The organism is Sinomonas susongensis, assembly GCF_005877005.1.
GTDB lineage: Bacteria > Actinomycetota > Actinomycetes > Actinomycetales > Micrococcaceae > Sinomonas > Sinomonas susongensis.
The window spans coordinates 40,594-57,545 of the sequence record NZ_SSNH01000011.1 but is presented as its reverse complement, the minus strand read 5'-3'; the positions used below and the strand labels follow the sequence as shown (position 1 = coordinate 57,545).

Annotated in this window: 15 protein-coding genes and 1 pseudogene; 7 read left to right on the top strand and 9 right to left on the bottom strand. The window is 69.8% G+C overall.

Features of this window, described 5'->3' with window-relative positions:
* Positions 1-49: 49 nt before the first annotated feature.
* Complete coding sequence (locus tag E6A21_RS14505; protein ID WP_171041418.1) at positions 50-613, bottom strand: TetR/AcrR family transcriptional regulator; 564 nt, start codon at positions 611-613, stop codon at positions 50-52.
* 62 nt (positions 614-675) lie between these two features.
* Between E6A21_RS14505 and E6A21_RS14500 the strand changes: the two genes are divergently transcribed.
* From E6A21_RS14500 to hrpB, 3 genes and pseudogenes are all read left to right on the top strand, one after another.
* Positions 676-1,554: an SDR family NAD(P)-dependent oxidoreductase gene (locus tag E6A21_RS14500; protein ID WP_138444877.1), complete on the top strand. Its 879-nt coding sequence runs from the start codon at positions 676-678 to the stop codon at positions 1,552-1,554.
* 48 nt (positions 1,555-1,602) lie between these two features.
* A complete protein-coding gene (locus tag E6A21_RS14495) occupies positions 1,603-3,060 on the top strand; it encodes a glycosyltransferase family 87 protein (protein ID WP_171041417.1) in 1,458 nt (485 codons plus the stop codon).
* A gap of 5 nt (positions 3,061-3,065) precedes the next feature.
* Positions 3,066-5,700, top strand: a pseudogene (gene hrpB / locus E6A21_RS14490) (ATP-dependent helicase HrpB).
* Positions 5,701-5,754: 54 nt separating this feature from the next.
* Here hrpB and E6A21_RS14485 read toward each other — a convergent pair.
* Both E6A21_RS14485 and E6A21_RS14480 read right to left on the bottom strand, forming a co-directional pair.
* The gene (locus tag E6A21_RS14485; protein WP_138444876.1) at positions 5,755-6,219 is read right to left on the bottom strand and encodes a phage tail protein; all 465 of its coding nucleotides are present in this window, start codon (positions 6,217-6,219) and stop codon (positions 5,755-5,757) included.
* Between the two features lie 86 nt (positions 6,220-6,305).
* Complete coding sequence (locus tag E6A21_RS14480; protein WP_138444875.1) at positions 6,306-6,755, bottom strand: MaoC/PaaZ C-terminal domain-containing protein; 450 nt, start codon at positions 6,753-6,755, stop codon at positions 6,306-6,308.
* Positions 6,756-6,815: 60 nt separating this feature from the next.
* Here E6A21_RS14480 and E6A21_RS14475 point away from each other — a divergent pair, with 60 nt between their 5' ends.
* From E6A21_RS14475 to E6A21_RS14460, 4 genes are read left to right on the top strand one after another with little or no spacing between them, the layout of a single operon-like run.
* Entirely contained in the window at positions 6,816-8,360 is a 1,545-nt protein-coding gene (locus E6A21_RS14475; protein WP_138444874.1) for a CYTH and CHAD domain-containing protein, read from the top strand.
* Between the two features lie 7 nt (positions 8,361-8,367).
* Complete coding sequence (locus E6A21_RS14470) at positions 8,368-9,453, top strand: SDR family oxidoreductase (protein ID WP_138444873.1); 1,086 nt, start codon at positions 8,368-8,370, stop codon at positions 9,451-9,453.
* A gap of 49 nt (positions 9,454-9,502) precedes the next feature.
* Positions 9,503-11,572: a penicillin-binding transpeptidase domain-containing protein gene (locus E6A21_RS14465; protein WP_138444872.1), complete on the top strand. Its 2,070-nt coding sequence runs from the start codon at positions 9,503-9,505 to the stop codon at positions 11,570-11,572.
* A 20-nt stretch (positions 11,573-11,592) separates the two neighbouring features.
* Entirely contained in the window at positions 11,593-12,861 is a 1,269-nt protein-coding gene (locus tag E6A21_RS14460; protein WP_138444919.1) for an MFS transporter, read from the top strand.
* A gap of 87 nt (positions 12,862-12,948) precedes the next feature.
* Here the strand turns inward: E6A21_RS14460 and E6A21_RS14455 are convergent, their stop codons facing one another.
* The 6 genes from E6A21_RS14455 to E6A21_RS14435 all read right to left on the bottom strand — a co-directional run bounded on the left by E6A21_RS14455 (position 12,949) and on the right by E6A21_RS14435 (position 16,952).
* Positions 12,949-13,989 carry a S53 family peptidase gene (locus tag E6A21_RS14455; protein ID WP_138444871.1) on the bottom strand — a complete coding sequence of 347 codons (1,041 nt, stop codon included), beginning with the start codon at positions 13,987-13,989 and terminating at the stop codon, positions 12,949-12,951.
* A gap of 51 nt (positions 13,990-14,040) precedes the next feature.
* Entirely contained in the window at positions 14,041-14,163 is a 123-nt protein-coding gene (locus E6A21_RS18320) for a hypothetical protein (protein WP_281281582.1), read from the bottom strand.
* Positions 14,164-14,292: 129 nt separating this feature from the next.
* Positions 14,293-14,868 (bottom strand): copper resistance CopC family protein, encoded by a 576-nt coding sequence (locus tag E6A21_RS14450; RefSeq protein ID WP_138444870.1) that lies wholly within the window; start codon positions 14,866-14,868, stop codon positions 14,293-14,295.
* Positions 14,865-15,614: a YcnI family copper-binding membrane protein gene (locus tag E6A21_RS14445; protein ID WP_138444869.1), complete on the bottom strand. Its 750-nt coding sequence runs from the start codon at positions 15,612-15,614 to the stop codon at positions 14,865-14,867. The genes E6A21_RS14450 and E6A21_RS14445 overlap by 4 nt, the downstream gene beginning before the upstream one ends.
* A gap of 89 nt (positions 15,615-15,703) precedes the next feature.
* Positions 15,704-16,300: a hypothetical protein gene (locus E6A21_RS14440; RefSeq protein ID WP_138444868.1), complete on the bottom strand. Its 597-nt coding sequence runs from the start codon at positions 16,298-16,300 to the stop codon at positions 15,704-15,706.
* A 112-nt stretch (positions 16,301-16,412) separates the two neighbouring features.
* Positions 16,413-16,952 (bottom strand): hypothetical protein, encoded by a 540-nt coding sequence (locus tag E6A21_RS14435; RefSeq protein ID WP_138444867.1) that lies wholly within the window; start codon positions 16,950-16,952, stop codon positions 16,413-16,415.

Here is a 16,952-nt window from a genome sequence, read left to right as displayed (position 1 = left end):
CAGGGCGATTTCGGCTGGTCACATCGGGTCTTCGGCTACCGACGAGCCCCTACTTCGCCTCAAACTGTGGCACCAACGCGGCTACCGCCGTCGCGATGACTTCGTCGACCCTTTCCCGCGGAAGACGCCCGGCGGCGACCAGCATGCTGATGCCTTCGAAGGTCGCGGCGACGAGGTAGACCTGAGGCCTGGGGGGCGTGCTGGGGTCCTCACCGAGCAGGCGGGCACCAGTGGCGAAGAAGTGCCTCGCCGCTTCGGCGAGCGGACCACCTGCCGCTCCGTGTTTGGCCCCGAACATCAAGGCCACAAGCGGTCCGTTGTCGGCCGCGAATCGGACGAACGTACGGGCGTACTGGGTCAGCCGCTCAGCGAGGTCGTCAGCGTCACCCGCGCGGATTGCTGACTCGGTGAGCGACTCGAATCCTCGGGCGGCAATCGCGTCGAGCAGTTCTTCGCGGTCGGCGAAGTGACGTCGTGGTGCGGCATGGCTGACGCCCGCGACCCTGGCAAGACGGCGGAGCGTGACCGCGTCCGCCCCTTCCTCGAGGAGCACCCGTTGCCCTTCAGTGAGCAGCGCTTCCCGGAGGGCGCCGTGATGGTATGCCTCGTCCACGAGGTCCATCCTACTCAAATGTAGTCATTGACAACAATGTTGTCGCTGACTACATTAGCGCCATGAGCCTCTACAACGCAGACCATCTCCCGGGCCTCCAGGACCGCACGGTGTTGGTCACCGGCGCGACAAGCGGGATCGGGCAGGCCACTGCCGCCGCCCTCGCCGGAGCCGGGGCGAGGGTCGTCATTGCAGCGCGCAACCACAGCAAGGCTCAGGCGGTTGCGGCCAGCATCTTCGGCCGGGTGGAGACGCGACCCCTCGACCTCGGTGACCTCGAGTCCGTCCGGCGGTTCGCCGACGGCTGGACAGAGCCAATCGACATCCTCATCAACAACGCCGGGGTAGCTGCACGAGCGCTTGAACGAACGCGGGACGGGTTCGAACTCGACTTCGGCACGAACCACCTGGGGCACTTCGCACTGACCCTGAGACTTCTGCCGTTCCTTCGGGACCGCGTGGTTGTCCTCGCATCGCAGGCCGAGCGGGCTGCGCGGCTCGACCTCGACGATCCGAACTGGGAAAACCGGCCCTATCATTCGTCTCGGGCCTACAACGACTCGAAGCTCGCCAACCTGTTGTTCACCGCGGAACTGGATCGACGCCTCCGCGCAGACGGATCCGGAGTCCGGGCGTTGGCAGCGCACCCCGGACTGGTCGTGACGCCGATCTACGACAAGCCAGCAGGCACAACGCGAAGCTTCTGGGACCGTCTCCTGCCTGTCCTCGGACAGGACGCGGCGCACGGCGCCCTCCCCGTTCTCTACGCTGCAACCGAAGACCTCCCGGGGAACACCTTCGTGGGGCCCCAGCGGCTCATGCACATGCGGAGCGGCGCCGAGCCCATCGGACGCTCCGCCGCAGCGAAGGACGCTCCAGTTGCGGCCCAGCTCTGGCAGATCTCCGAGAATCTGACCGAGGTCGGATTCATGGCGCCCTGAGCACAGCACTCCGGTGCCCTGTCAGACCTCCCCGGTATGCTCGGAGCCATGGAACCGACCGCGGACGACGGCGGGCGGGCGCCCCGCGCCGTCATCTCGCCGAGCCGAAACGATCCCCTCGTCCACACGCTCTCTGAGGCAGTCGGTGGCCCTCTCGGCAACCACGCCGCACCGGGTCTTGTGCGCAGCGGGTGGTGGACCGCCGAACTGGTGCTCATCATCCTCACGGTGATCGCGGCAATCGCCGGCGTCCTCATGAAGGGCTACTGCCAGGCAGTCGGCTGGAATCCGCCTACCGAGTTCTACGCGACGTGCTACTCGGACTTTCCGACGCTCTTCAAGGAGCGCGGCCTCGCGGACGGTGTCCTCCCCCTCTTCTCGCACAGCGCCCTCTTCGAGTACCCCGTCATCACGTCCCTCATCGCGGGCTTCACCGCGCTCCTCGTTCCCGGGGTAGGCGCCACGGATGCGCGGGCGACGACCTATTTCGACATCAACGCGATCCTCGTCGCCGTCATGTGGCTGATCACCGTGATCGCTACGGCCCGCTCGAATCCCCGCAGGCCCTGGGACGCCGCCTTGGTCGCGATCGCCCCGGGGATCATCCTCTCGGGGTTCATCAACTGGGACATGTGGGCCGTCGCCCTCCTGGCTCTGGGCTTGCTCGCGTTCTCGCGCAACCACCCAGCGCTCGCAGGGGCCGCGATCGGCCTCGGCACGGCCACCAAGTTCTATCCCGTCCTGGTCCTCAGCGTGTTCGTGCTGCTTGCCCTCCGGACCGGCCGTTGGCGCCAGACCCTCGTCGCGATTGGGTCGGCCGTGCTCGCGTGGTTCGTCGTCGATTTCCCAGCAGCGCTCGCGAACTCCCGCGACTGGTCCTTCTTCTTCGCGTTCTCGACGAACCGCGACCCCAGCTTCTCATCCGCCTACTACTCGTGGAACCTGCTCGCCGACCGCATGCATCTGGCCAAGCTCTCAGCAGCCACGACCAACACGATGTTCGTCGTGGCGTTCGGCCTGTGCTGCCTGGCCATCGCCTTCATCGCGCTCCACGCTCCGCGCCGGCCCCGCGTTGCCCAGCTCGCCTTCCTCGTCGTCGCCGCATTCGTCCTCACCGGAAAGGTCTACTCGCCCCAGTACGTCGTGTGGCTCATTCCGTTGTTCGCCCTTGCGCGCCCACGTTGGCGTGACTTCCTCGTGTGGATGGCAGGTGAGGCCCTGCATTGGGTCGCGGTCTGGATGTACATCGGGTGGACCACGAGCAACGGGCCCGTCCAGAACAACATCGACACCCCGTATTACGTCCTGGCTGTCGTCGTTCACATGATCACCCTGCTCTACGTGTGCCTCCACGTCGTGGCGGACATCTACGATCCCACCTCGGATCCGATCCGCCGAAGCAGGGAGGACGACCCCCAAGGCGGTGCCTTCGATGGGGCACCTGACCGGTGGACGCTCGCGAGCCTGTGGAAGCCGCGGGAGCCGGTGGAAAGCAGTGCCCCCTGAGCTTGGTGCGCCAGTTCGATCTCGAGGCCATAGGGTCCGGTCTCGTCGTTGCCCAGATCGAGGACCGGCTCACGCGCGCCCTCGCGCTTGAGGGTGCGGCCGCCGTCGTGCAGGCCCCGCCGGGGACTGGGAAGACGACCCTCATTCCGCCGCTCGTCGCCAATCTTGTAGCCGTGCGGGCGGACGAATGGGCGCCGGCCACCGCGCGTCGTCGTCACCCAGCCGCGGCGCATCGCGGTGCGGGCAGCGGCCCGGCACCTCGCGGCGCTGGACGGAACCCCTCTGGGCGACCGAGTCGGTTTCACCGTCCGCGGCGAAAGGAAGGTCGGCTCGGGAACGCTCGTTGAATTCGTGACACCGGGCATCCTCCTCCGGCGGCTCCTCGCCGACCCCGCGCTTGAGGGCACGGCCGCGGTCATCCTCGACGAGGTGCACGAGCGCGGCCTCGAGACAGACCTTGCAGTCGGCATGCTCGCGGACGTGCGCGCGCTGAGAGGCGACCTCGCACTCGTGGCGATGTCCGCAACTGTCGACGCTCGCCGCTTCGCCGAGCTCCTCGCGGACGACGGCGGAGACCCGGCACCCGTCGTCGACTCACCGGCCGCGCTGCACCCACTCGAGGTGGCGTGGGCGCCGTCGTCCGTTCCGCGCCTCGACGAGCGCGGAGTGACAAGGGGATTCCTCGACCACGTCGCCGAGACCACCGCCGATGAGCATTCCCGTCTGCTCAGGACCGGCCAGCAGGTTGACGCGCTCGTCTTCCTGCCCGGGGTCCGCGAGGTCCGTGCCGTCGCCGAGCGGCTGCGGGCACGTCGGGACGGCGTGAAGAGAGAAGTGCTCGAACTCCACGGTCAGGCTGCGTCAGCCGAGCAGGATCGGGCCGTCGGCGGGCGGCGGCCCGGGGACCCGCCCCGGATCGTGGTCTCGACCGCCCTCGCCGAATCCTCGCTCACCGTCCCAGGCGTGCGGCTCGTGATCGACTCCGGCCTTTCTCGCGAACCCCGGCGGGATGCCGGCCGAGGGATGACGGGACTCGTCACGGTGTCCTGCTCGCGCGCGTCCGCAGAGCAGCGGGCCGGGCGCGCCGCGCGGCAGGGACCGGGGCGCGCGGTCCGGTGCTACGACGAGCGCTCCTACGCGGCAGCGCCAGCACAGTCCACCCCGGAAATCGCGACCTCGGACCTCACGGAGGCAGCTCTGGTCCTCGCATGCTGGGGAGCACCCGGCGGCCGTGGTCTCGCTCTCCCCGATGCCCCGCCCCCCTCTGCGCTCGAGGACGCCACGCGGACGCTCGACGATCTCGGGGCCATCACCAAGGAAGGCCTCGCGACCGACCTCGGGCGCACCCTCGCCGGAATACCTGCCGACCCGCGCCTCGGTCGCGCCCTGCTCGAGGGAACGCCCCTCGTTGGCGCCCGCGTCGCGGCCGAGACGGTCGCCCTCGTCGCGCGGGACCTGCGCCCGCCCGGGGCAGACCTTCCTCGGCTTCTCGCCTCGCTTCGCTCAGGGCACGACGCGTCTGCACGTTCATGGGATGACGACGTGCGGCGCTTGGAGCGCATCGCACGCGAACATCCGCGGGCCGGCGGGAACGCGGAGCCACGTGCTCCGCTGCCGGAGACGGATGCGCAGCGGGTGGCCCTCGTCGTCGCCCTCGCCTTCCCGAGGCTTGTGGCACGGCGGGTGCCCGGCGCGGAGGAGCGCTATCTGCTCGCATCGGGAACGCGCGCTGGGCTGCCCTCGGGAAGCCCGCTCGCCGGCCACGAATGGCTTGCGATCGCAGACGTTGCACGTGCCGAGGGTCGCGACGCGGCGGGCACGGGAGCCATCGTGCGTGCGGCCGCCCCGTTCGATCGGGCTGCCGCGGAGTTTGCGGCCGGTCACCTTCTGAGCGAAGAGGTCGAGGCGCGGTACGAAACTGGGCGAATCGTCGCGAGGCGGGAAGCCCGGCTCGGGGCGATCGTGCTCTCGTCGACACCCGTCCGGCCGTCCCCCGCGGACGGTCGCGCCGCCGTCGCCCGTGCGCTGGCGGCGGACGGATTGGGCGTCATCGGATGGTCGCCCGCCGCGGAGGCGCTGCGGCGCCGGCTCGCGCTCGTGCACCGCGAGCTCGGCGAGCCGTGGCCCGATGTCTCCGAGGCCGCGCTCCTCGCACGGCTCGACGAATGGCTCGGTCCTGAGCTCGAGGCGCTCGCAGGCGGGGCCCCGATGCGGGGCATTGACCTCGCCGAGCCCCTCCGGCGGCTCCTGCCGTGGCCCGCGGCAGCGCGCTTCGGCGAGCTCGCGCCCGAGCGGCTCGAGGTTCCGAGCGGCTCCCGCGTGCGCATCGAGTATCCGGCCGTGGGCGAGATCGGAGCCGACGACGGCGCTCGGCCGGTCGTCGCGGTCAAGCTTCAGGAGTGCTTCGGGTGGGCGGAGACGCCACGCCTCGTGGACGGGCGCGTGCCCGTGCTCTTCCACCTGCTGTCCCCGGCGGGCCGCCCCCTCGCCATCACCGACGACCTGGCCTCATTCTGGTCCGGCCCCTACGCCCAGGTCCGGTCCGAAATGCGAGGGCGGTACCCCAAGCACCCGTGGCCGGAGGATCCCTGGACGGCGGTCGCGAGCGCGAAGACCAAGCGGCGCCTCGAGGGTCGGTGAGCGCTGGGCGTCGGAACGGGAGACGGCCGGGGGCCCCTCAGGACCGATCCTCGTTCAGTACTCGCCCTTGATGACGAAGAACGAGCCGCGAATGGTCCCCGCGAGCCTCGACTTCTGGCGCGCGAACTTGAAGCTGGCCGCCAGTTCCTCAGGCACTTCCATTCCCTCGGCCAGCTTGAATCCCACTGCCCGCTTCGCTCCGTCCTCGATGCCGTACATCACGTTGATCGAGAGCCCCGATTCGTAGAACACATAGGCCATTCGGAAACCCTCCACCTCGAAGGAGGTCACCTCGAGCGGTCGGGAGGAAATGACGAGGTTGCGTTCTTCAGAAAGGATGCGGCTCACCCAGTCGAGCGTTTCGGGTGCCTCGCTCGCGGGCGTGACGGTGAAGACGTGATCGTACTTGTTCTTGAAATAGCGGGCCTCATTGGCCCGCAGCCCTGCCAGCGCGTCGGCTACCGGGGACGTTTCCAACCCGGTTGTGGACACTTTCTCGAAGTCAACGGTGTAGGGCATTAGTCCTCCTGACAATGGTTCATTCCCAACCCTCACCCTAGGTCCCTATCGCCTTGGCCGCTTCTCGATTCCTGATCGATTGGGCGTCAGCCGACGGGACCGGTCGTGACCATCACATCCATGCGTCCGGTCTGGACGGTCTCCCCGTGCTGGTTGCGCAAGGTCAGCTGGCGCTCGACGATTCCGTACTGGCCCGAACTCGTGGGTCGCGTCGAGAGGATCTCGACCGTGCACGTGAGCGTGTCTCCGATGAAGACGGGCGCAGTGAACTGCCATTGGTCGATCCCGAGCAGAGCGACGGCACTTCCCTCGAAGACTCCTGTGCGCGCTATGAGTCCCAGGCACAGGGACGCGCCGAGCATGCCGTGGACGATCCGTTGGCCGTAGCGGGTGTGCTTGGCGAATTCCGCGTCCGTGTGCACTTGATTGTTGTCGTTGGTCCAGGCAGCGAAGGACATCACGTCCGCCTCCGTGATGGTGCGTCCCGGCGTCACGAAGGTCTGGCCGGCCCGCAGGTCGTCGAGGTACAAGGGCATTTCTGGATTCCTTTCCATTCCGCCATTCATTCTCACTCGTGACCGGATCTACAATGCGCTATGGCCAGGACCCCTTCGGTAGCCCGTCGCACATTCGATGCGTCCGCGGCCGGCCGCTTCCCCGAGTTCGATGGGTTGACCGGCGTCGCCCAGGTCCGCAGCGGAGAGGATCTCGTCTTCGAGGAGCAATTCTTCGACACCGAGGACTTCCGGCTCGGCTCCCACGGCATTGTCGTGTACCGCCGCTCAGGCGGCCCCCTCGAAGGGTGGCACCTCGAGCTCCCCGATGGGCGGACAGCCGTCGAACCCTTGGGTTCGCATCAGTCCCCACCGGAGTCGCTGACCGATGGGCTCCAGTTCTACCTGCGGGGCCGGCACCTCGTGCGGAGCGCCGACGTCACGATCGTCCGCAGGGTCGCCCTGCTGGTGGCGGACGACGGCGGCGAGCTGGCCGAGGCGGCCGACGAGCACCACCGTGCGGAGCCCCTCTTCGCGAACGGCTCGCCGCGGGCGTGGCGGCTGTGGGACTACGAGGTTCGTGAGCCCCGGAACAAGAGGCTCGCGAAGGAGCTTCAGGCGGCGTTCGCCGAATCGGGGGCGGAACCGGGGAGCCGCAGCAGTTCGCTCCTGACCCTCGCGGCCTCGACTCCGCCTCCCGCCAAAGCGGCTCCCAAGACGGCCGCCCTCAACGGGCACCGCCCGGGGAAGGGTCCACGGAAGGCACAGCGGCCCGCGAAGGGCCAGCGGGCATTCGCCGACTATGTAGCGGAGCAGCTCGCCCACTGGGAAGAACTGGACCCTCAGGTGCGCGCAGCGGTCCCCGACTCTGTCCACAAGCTCCGTGTCGCGGTCCGCCGCCTTCGCTCGTGCCTCTCCGCGTTCCGCAAGGACCTCGATCCCGAGACCGAGCGAGCGCTGCGCGACGAGCTCCAGTGGCTGGGCCAGGTCCTCGGCCGGCTGCGGGACGCCGAGGTCATGCGCGACCGCCTTCGCGAGCAGGTGGACAACGAACCGTCTGAGCTCGTGCTCGGGCCCGTGAGGCGGTCCTTCGACGAGTCACTGGGAGCCGAGCACAGCGAGGCGGCAAGGGAGCTCACCGCCGCCATGCACTCGGAGCGGTACTTCCGCCTCATCGACGGTGTCAGCGCGCTCGCGGCTTCGGTCACCGAAGCCGACGGGAAGTGGCAGACCAAGGCGAGTGTCTCCGGCGTCGTGCGCCGTGACACCAAGCGCCTGGGTGCGGCGATCCGCACCGCCGAGGACCTCGAGGGCACGGAGAAGCACGACGTCGGGCTCCACGATGTGCGCAAGGCAGCCAAACGCCTCAGGTACGCTGCCGAGGCCGCAGCCCCCTTCGACGCCAAGAAGGCAGCACGCCTCGGGCGCCGGGCCCAGAAGATCCAGAAGGTGCTCGGCGAGCACCAGGACTGCATCATCACTGCGGACCTCGTGCGCAGGATCGGGGTCGAGGCGTACGGCCGCGGCGAGAACGCGTTCACTTATGGGCGCCTGCACGCGAGGGAGCTCCGGCTCGCCGAGGAAGCGGAGGCGCGCTACGAGCGCCTGCTGCCGAAGCTCTCCGCGAAGCTCGGGGTCAAGGGATGACCGAGCCGTGCCGACGGTAGTCGTGACCGGCGGCTCGGGGTTCCTGGCCGCCCACGCTATCGCCCAGCTCCTCACGGGCGGCCACGATGTCCGAACCACGCTGCGTTCCCTCGGCCGCCAGCCCGACGTCGAGCAGATGCTGGCCGTGGCGGGCGCGCCGCACCAGGAGCGCGTCGCCTACTACGCTGCGGACCTCCGGTCCGACCAGGGCTGGGCCGAGGCCGTGTCCGGGGCCGACTACGTGCTCCACGTCGCCTCCCCGTTCCCGAGCCGGCAGCCGAAGGATCCAGACGAGCTCGTAGTTCCAGCCCGCGACGGTGCCCTTCGCGTACTGCGGGCCGCGCGCGACGGCGGGGTCCGGCGGGTCGTCCTGACGTCCTCGTTCGCTGCGGTCGGCTACGGGCACGAGGACGTGCACCACATCTTCGACGAGGGCGACTGGACCGATCCGGACGCGCCCGAGATCACCCCTTACGTGAAGTCGAAGACCGTCGCAGAGCGGGCGGCGTGGGACTTCGTGGAGCGGCAGGGCGGAAGCCTCGAGCTCGCCGTCGTGAACCCGGTCGGCATCCTCGGGCCCGTGCTCGGCCCGGACCTCTCGAGCTCCGTCCGGATTGTCTCGACCCTCCTGAGCGGCCAGCTTCCCGCGGCCCCGCCGATGTGGATGAACGTCGTCGACGTCCGTGACGTCGCCGACCTGCACGTTCGGGCGATGACGAATCCCGATGCCGTGGGCAAGCGCTTCCTTGCCGTCGCCGGGCAGCCGATCTCGTTCCATGAGATCGCCCTCGCGTTGCGTCGCGCCCTCGGCGCGGCCGCTTCGAAGGTGACCACCCGCACGGCGCCGGCGTGGGTCTTCAAGGCGCTCGCCGCCGTCGTCCCTCCCGTGCGGGAGATCTCGCCCCAGCTCAACGTCATCCGGGCAGCGAGCAACGCGAGAGCCCGCAGCCTCCTCCAGTGGGAGCCGCGCCCGAACGAGGAAGCGGCGGTCTCGTGCGCCGAGAGCCTCCTTCGGCTCGGGATCGTCCGCACGAACTCGGATCGATTCCCCAAGGCTAGGCCTCGACGGGGCTTTCCCCAGCATTCTGACTAACCGACGCAGCATTCTAGGTGCGGCCGTGAGGCGCCAGTAGGCTGAGCCGGTGGGGAACATTCGCGCCGCTTCGCTTGTCTTGACAGCCTTCCTCGTGGGAGCCGTCCTGACGTCGTGCGACGACGGGTCGAAGGCCGCCGCCGAAGCCGCCGCGAAAGAGCTCAGCACTGGGCTCTCGTCGCTCGACGTCTCCCACGTGACCTTCACCGGAACGGACCCGTCCGCGGCCCAGGATCAGCTCAAGACGGTCGTCGCAGGGCTCGGCGACGTCAAGCCGGCCGTCACGGCGGGCCAGGCCACGAGCTCGAACGGCACCATGTCCGTGCCGCTCGACTTCCGCTGGGATCTCTCGGGCCGCGAATGGAAGTACACGACGACGGCGGAGATCGCCCAGTCGAACGGGCACTGGGGTGCGAAGTGGGCGCCGGGGCTCCTCGCCCCCGGGCTCCAGGCAGGCGAGGTCCTCATGCTTCGGACGACGGCGCCCGCCCGCGGCGACATCCTCGGGGCCAACGATGCCCAGCTCGTCACGGAGAGGCCCGTCAAGCGGGTGGGCATCGACAAGGCGAAGACCCCCTCTTCTGCCCTCGACTCCTCGGCCCGCGCGCTCGCCGCCCTCGTGGGCCTCGACCCGGCCGAGTACTCGCGACAGGTCGCGGCCTCCGGGCCTCAGGCGTTCGTCCAAGCCGTCGTGCTGCGCAACGTGCCCGGACGAACGCCGACAGACGACCAGATCGCCGCGATCCCGGGCGCGTTCGCGCTTGACGGCACCCTGCCGCTCGCCCCGACCCGCGAGTTCGCCCGTGCCGTGCTGGGGACAGTCGGCGATGCGACCGCCGAGCAGATCCAGAAGTCCAACGCCGAGCTGCACGCGGGCGACCAGACCGGCCAGGGCGGGCTCGAGGCGAAATACGACGATCAGCTGCGCGGAAAGGACGGCCTGACGGTTCTCGCGGTACACCAAGACGGCGCGTCGGCGACGTCGAGCGCGAGCCCCAGTCCGTCGTCGTCCTCCGGATCCCAAGCTGGGAGCCAGCAGTCGTCCCCAACCCAGCCGGACCAGCCCCGCACGCTGTTCACGGTCCCTGCCCAGGCGGGAACCCCGCTCCGCACGACGCTCGACCCGAAGCTCCAGCAGCTCGCCGACGACACGCTCGCGTCGGTCGGGCCGGCGTCGGCCGTCGTGGCGATCCGCCCGTCGGACGGCTCGGTGCTCGCCGCGGCGAGCGGCCCCGGCAGCAATGGCTACAACACCGCAATGCTCGGCCAGTACGCGCCCGGCTCGATCTTCAAGACCGTCGACTCGCTCGCGCTCTTCCGCCAAGGAGCGACCCCAGACCTCAAGGTCCAGTGCACCCCGACCCTCACTGTCGACGGCAAGACGTTCCAGAACGCGACCGGCTACCCCGACGACCACCTCGGCACCATCACCCTCGAGGACGCCTACGCTCACTCGTGCAACACGGCCTTCATCTCCCAGCGGGACAAGGTCTCCCAGGGACAGCTCGAGGCGGCGGCGACCTCGCTCGGCGTCGCAGTCGACGCCCCGCAGCTCGGTGCCGACGCCTTCATGGGTTCGGTGCCGGCCACGGCCGGGACGACCGAGCACGCGGCATCGATGATCGGCCAGGGCCAGATCCTCTTGTCACCCCTCTCGGCGGCTGTCATGGCGGCCTCAGTACAGAAGGGCGGCCTTGTCTCGCCACGGCTCGTCGTGAACGCAGGCGAGGACACCACGTCGTCGTCTTCGAGCGCGGCCCCGAGCGGCTCCGCGGCCCCGAGCGGCTCCGCGTCGGCCGCGCCGGACAGCGCAACCGCGAGCCCGGCTCAGGCCGCGGCCAAGCCGATCACCCCCGCCGAAGCTGCCCCGCTCCAGGCCATGATGCGCGCTGTGGTCACGAGCGGCCATGCCGGATTCCTGCTCTCGGTGCCAGGCGCACCCGTCGGCGCCAAGACCGGCACCGCCGAATTCGGCAGCGACAACCCGCCCAAGACGCACGCCTGGATCATCGGGGTCCACGGCGATCTCGCAGTCGCAGTGTTCGTGGACGAGGGCGGCCTCGGCGCGACCATCTCCGGCCCGCTCCTGACGAACTTCCTCACGAAGGCGGCCCAATGACCACGGATGGCGAGCAGAACATGACAGTCGGCACCGAGGCTTCGGTGGACAGCCGGGCGGTGGGGCGAGCGGCCATCGCGACGTTCATCATCTTCGCGACCAACGGCTTCATCTTCGCGAGCTGGGCGGCCCGTATCCCGGCCGTCACCCAGACCCTCGGGCTCTCGACAGGCGAGATGGGACTCGTCCTGCTCGTCGGAGCCATCGGATCGCTTTGCTCGATGCCCCTGGTCGGGCCCATCTCGAACCGCGTGGGCATCGTACGGACCGTGCGTCTCGGCGGACTGCTCGCCGTCGTCGCGGGCGCCATGCTCGCCGTCGGACTCCTCGTCGTGTCGGTGCTGGTCGTCGCCATCGGCCTCGCCGTGTTCGGCATTGGGATCGCGCTGTGGGACGTGGGGCAGAACATCGAGGGGGCCGACGTCGAGCACCGCCTCGGCCGCACGATCATGCCCCAGTTCCACGCGGGGTTCAGCGGCGGCGCGTTCCTCGGCGCGATCGTCGGGGCGGGGCTGAGCGCGATCGGGGTGCCACTGCCGCTGCACCTCGGCGCGATCATGGCCGCCGTCCTCGTCATCATGGTCCTGGTCCCGCGCCACTTCCTGCCGCTCACGGCCCACGGGCCCGCGCCCGAGGAGACCGTCCCCGCGGACGTGCCTTCCATGAACGCGTCGTCCGGGAACGCGCGCGACGACGCGTCCCCGGCTCCCGCGGCGAAGGCTCGAGGCGGGGCGAGGGGTGCGTGGACCGACGGCCGGACCCTGCTGATCGGCGTCGTCGTGCTCGGCGCTACCCTCACGGAGGGCGCGGGCAATGACTGGATCGCGAAGGGGTCCGTCGACGGCCTCGGCACAAGCCAGGCCGCCGGTGCCGCCCTCTTCGCGCTCTTCGTAGGCGCCATGACGCTTGCGCGCTGGTTCGGCGGGCGCGTCATCGACCGGCTGGGCCGCGTCGTCGCCCTGCGCCTCAGCATGGTGTCGGCACTCATCGGCCTCGCGGTCTACGCGCTCGCGGGGTCGTACTGGCTTGCGGCCGTCGGCGCGCTCCTGTGGGGACTCGGCGCGGCGCTCGCGTTCCCCATGGGCATGTCCGCAGCGTCGGACGATCCGCGCCACGCAGCCGCCCGCGTCTCCGTGGTGGCGACCATCGGCTACGTGGCGTTCCTTGCCGGGCCGCCATTCCTCGGCTTCCTGGGCGACCACGTCGGCCTCCGCAATGCGCTGCTGGCCATTCTCGTGCCGATCGCCGTCTCCCTCGTGCTCGCTGGAGCCACGCGCAAGCCCGACTGACGGCACGCGTGCCGACGGCCGGGTCCTGCTGGTGGCAACCAGCGGACCCTGTCGTCAGCCCCTGAGGACGGTCAGCCCTGGGTAGGGCTAGAAGCCGCTGACGCCGTCGGGGGTGCCGAGGCCTGTGGGGCCGTCCCAGCCGGCCCGGGCGTTGCACCACTGGGCTGGCGTGCAGTTGCCGTTGCTGCCGGACGCCACGTCGAACAGGCTGCTGGCGTGGCCGTAGGGGATCGAGTTCGCGTAGGTGCCGGTCGCCGCCGAGCCGGTGTTCCCGCTCAGCGCGTACACCGACGCGATGATCGGCGAGGCTTCGCTCGTGCCGCCGAACTGGCCCCAGCTGGAGGCCGAACTCGACGTCGGGTAGTAGACCGCGAGGCCCCCGTTGTTCGGGTCCGAGGCGGCCGCGACGTCGTTCATCGCCCGCCCCGCGCAGCCCGTGCCGTCGGCAGAAGCCGCCGGGAGCGCGGCGTTGAGGCTCGAGCAGCCCGATCCGGTGCCGCTCCAGACCGTTTCGCTCCAACCGCGCACGTTGGCAGCCGGGACGAGAGACGTCCCTCCGACAGCGGTCACGTAGCTCGAGGACGCCGGGTACGAGGCCCCTTTGTAGCCGTTGTCGCCTGCGCTCGCGGTGACCGCGATGCCGGGGAAGCTGTAGTACTTCCCGTACGTCGAATCGGCCGCGTCGGATCCCCCGTAGCTGTTGGAGATGGCGGAGACGCCGGGCAGTGTCGCGGCGGTCTGGACGGCGGTGCCGAGGTCGGTGAACGAGGCAGAATTGGCCTCCAGCACCACGATCCTGCAGTCGGGGCATGCGGCCGAGACGGCGTCGACGTCGAGGGACTGCTCCTGGGCCCAGCCGAGGTTGAAGCGGGGGAGCTTGGTACCGCCGGTCTCGTTGACCACGCTCAGGCAGCCGTTCGACGTCGTGCACGCGGGGAGGCCGAACTGCGAGCGGTACGTCGCGAGGTCGCGGGCCAGGTTGGGGTAGCCGTAGGCGTCCACAATCGCCACGGTGCGTCCCCCGGAAGCCGTCCCCGTGAGCTGGTAGGCGCTCCGCAGCTGCGACGGCGTGAGCCCGGTCGCGGGCGGAGCGACCGCGTTGGAGACGACGTGACCCGAGGGATCCACCGCCTGACGCGCGGTGCAGGCCGCCTCGCCGGCGCTCGGCGTCGGACAGACTTAGATCGAGCGGTCTCCGTGTGCGGAAGGGCTCGGCGCTGCTGACGCCGGTGTGGCGGTCACGGCGAGACCCGCGACGAGCAGCAGCGCCGAGCCCATGCCTGCGAAGATCTTCCTGTTCACGAGACATCCCCTTTGTCCGGCGACCGCAGGAGATTGACAGGAAATATCAATGCGGTCTGCAGGACCTTCGCAGGCCACGGCGCCGACCACAAGACTCCGAGGACTATTTCGAGACTATTCCCAGCTTCGCTAGTCTGCCGCAGCGCGGGAGAGGGACCGCCGCACGAACCACGCAAGGCCCCCGATCACCAGTAGCACAAGGATCGCAACCGGGATGGCCCATACGGGGAAACCGCCCGAGGAATCGGTGGGGGAAGCCGATGCCGCCGCTGCCGGCGTCGAGGCGCCGCCCGCCTGTGCTGCGGCGCTCGAGGAGCCCCCGCCTCCGGCCTTTGCGGTGAACGTGAAGGTTCCCTCGATCGGGTGCGAATCGGAGGAGACAACCCGCCACACCACCGTGTACTTGCCCGCCGGGGCATCCGGCTTGATGGCCTGCGTCACGTTGTTGTCGACGACGGTGGCCGAGCCGTCGGATTCGTTCGTTCCGTTCGCGTCCTTGACCTGGATCTCAGTGCCGATGGCGATCGGCGTGTGGTCATAGGTCAGCACGACCGAATCCGGGACCGACGCGACCGTCGAGCCGTTCGCGGGGTTGGTCGCCTCGAGGACGTCATGTGCCTGCGCGGCCGCCGCCGGCAGGGCGAGGCCAACGGCCAGGCCCACGACGGCGGCGGCACGCGCGAGGGTGCGGAGTCCGCTGGTCACCGATCGGCTGCCTTGCGGCGCCCGCTGAGGACGAGGCCCAGAGCCGCGGCCCCGAGGACCGCGCCGATGGCGCCGAGGATCAGGCCCCACGTGCCGGTCGCGTCACTCGTCTGCGATGCCGGCGTGGCGGTGTTCGCGTTCTGGCCCTGCGCGGCGGCCGACGCGCTTGCCGTCGGCGCGGGGCTCGCGTCGTCGGCTGCCGTCGTCGTGAACGAGGGTGCCGGGTGCTCCGGCTCCGGCTGGCCGTCCTGCGCGATCTGATCCCAGTTCACGACCGTTCCGTCCGTGTACGTCTGGGTGGCCGGCAGGACGATCTTCGTACCCGCGGCGGGCAGAATCCCAACGGAGAGCGAGAACGCCTGGTACTGGTTCTGGCCGATCTCGTGGGCGGGGTCATTCGCGGTCCACACGACCGACGTGGGGGCCTTCGTCACTGTCGAGCCGGAGACCTGGACAGGCTTCGGCAGGGTCGTCGTGACGACCTGCGCTGTCCAGCCCTCGACGGGCTTGACCGAGACGGAGGTGAAGGGGGTGTCGGTCGGCAGCTTGACCTCGAGCTTGTTGGTCTTGGCCGTCGCGGACTCGTTCGGCATGTTGAACGTGAGGTGCGTGTAGCCGTTCGCGGCAGGGTCGTCCGGATTGACCGTGACGTGGGCCGAAGCCGCTGCGGCGCCGGTCGCGATGAGCGCCGCTGTGGCCACGGCCGTGCCGAGGGTCTTGAGGCTGCGGCTGATGGTCTTGTTCATGGTGTGGTTGGCCTTCAGGATCGCCGGGCAAGCAGGTGCCCGGGCGGATGGATGAGGAACCCGCCGAGGGCGGGGTAGCTGAGGCCGTCTCAGACAACGGCGAAGGCCGACGGCGGCCCCCGCCGCGCAGGCAGGCGCAGGCTGCGCCAGGCGCGGGGGAGCGCCTCCTCGGTGAAGGCGGGGGCTGTGGGCCTCGGCAGCGGCGAGGCAGCAACGAGAAGCCGGACCAGGGGGCGGAGCCAGGCGAGGAGGGCCCAGAGGGCGGCCTCGCCACGCGCGAGGAGCAGTGCAGTCAGGACCGTCGCAATCGCGTGCGCGACGAGCATCGACGTGCTGTTGCTGCCGCCGTGGAGGTGGCCCGGGATGCCGGGCGCCGAGAGGGCGGCCAGCACGTGGACGTGCTCCGCGCTCGGGGAGAGGGCGGAGGGGGCGGAAGCGGAGTCGGACAGGGCGCCGAAGACCTCATGCAGCCCGAACTGCCCCGTGCCGAGCACAGCGAGCATGAGCCACGGTCGGATCTTCCGCCCTGTGAGCGTCATGACAGCCAGGGCCACGAGCGCAAGGATGCCGGCCACGATCAGCGGATCGGGCAGGATCCCGCCCCCCGCAACGTGCGCTCCGGCAGCGAGGAAGACGGTTGCGGCTGCGATGACGACGGCGCGCGAGAGTCTGAACAGCGCACGCATGATCGCACCGCCTCTCGCCAGCACCTCGGGGAATGACTACTACTGTACGGAAACGGACCGTCTTGCGGGAATTCAGGCAGTGCGCAGCTCAGAAGTGCAGCGGTTCCTGCCGTCAGTTGCCGCCGGAGGACGCTGGTGCTGTCGCGCGGTTGCGCCCGCCGTACCCGCCGGTGCCGAAGCCGCCCGTCCCCGTCCCGTTCTGTCCCCCCGCACCAGGCGAGAACTGCGAGTAGGTCCCGCGTCCGGTCGTGCCCGTCCTCGTGTCCACGGCCTTCTGGATGGCTGCGCCTCCGAGCGATCCGGCAAGGACGAGGCACACGCACACGAGTACCTTGGTGAAGCGCCCGATGCGGTACCTCTTGGCTGGGACGAAGGGTTCGTCGTCGGCAAGGGCGTCACCGGGGCCGTAGGCGAGGGCGACGGGTCCGCGGTCGACGCCGGGTGCCTCAGCCCCAGGACGGGGCGCGGGCGCGCCCCAAGCAGGCGCGGCCCATCCGGGCGCCGTCGTCGTGCTCGTCTCGGTGCGCTCAAATCGTTCGGTGGGTTCAAATCGCTCGGTGGGTTCAAATCGCTCGGCGGGAGCGTCGCCCGCGGCGACGGAGGCGAGCTCAGCGGTGCGTTCGGAATCGGGCATCTCCGATCTCTTCGTCAT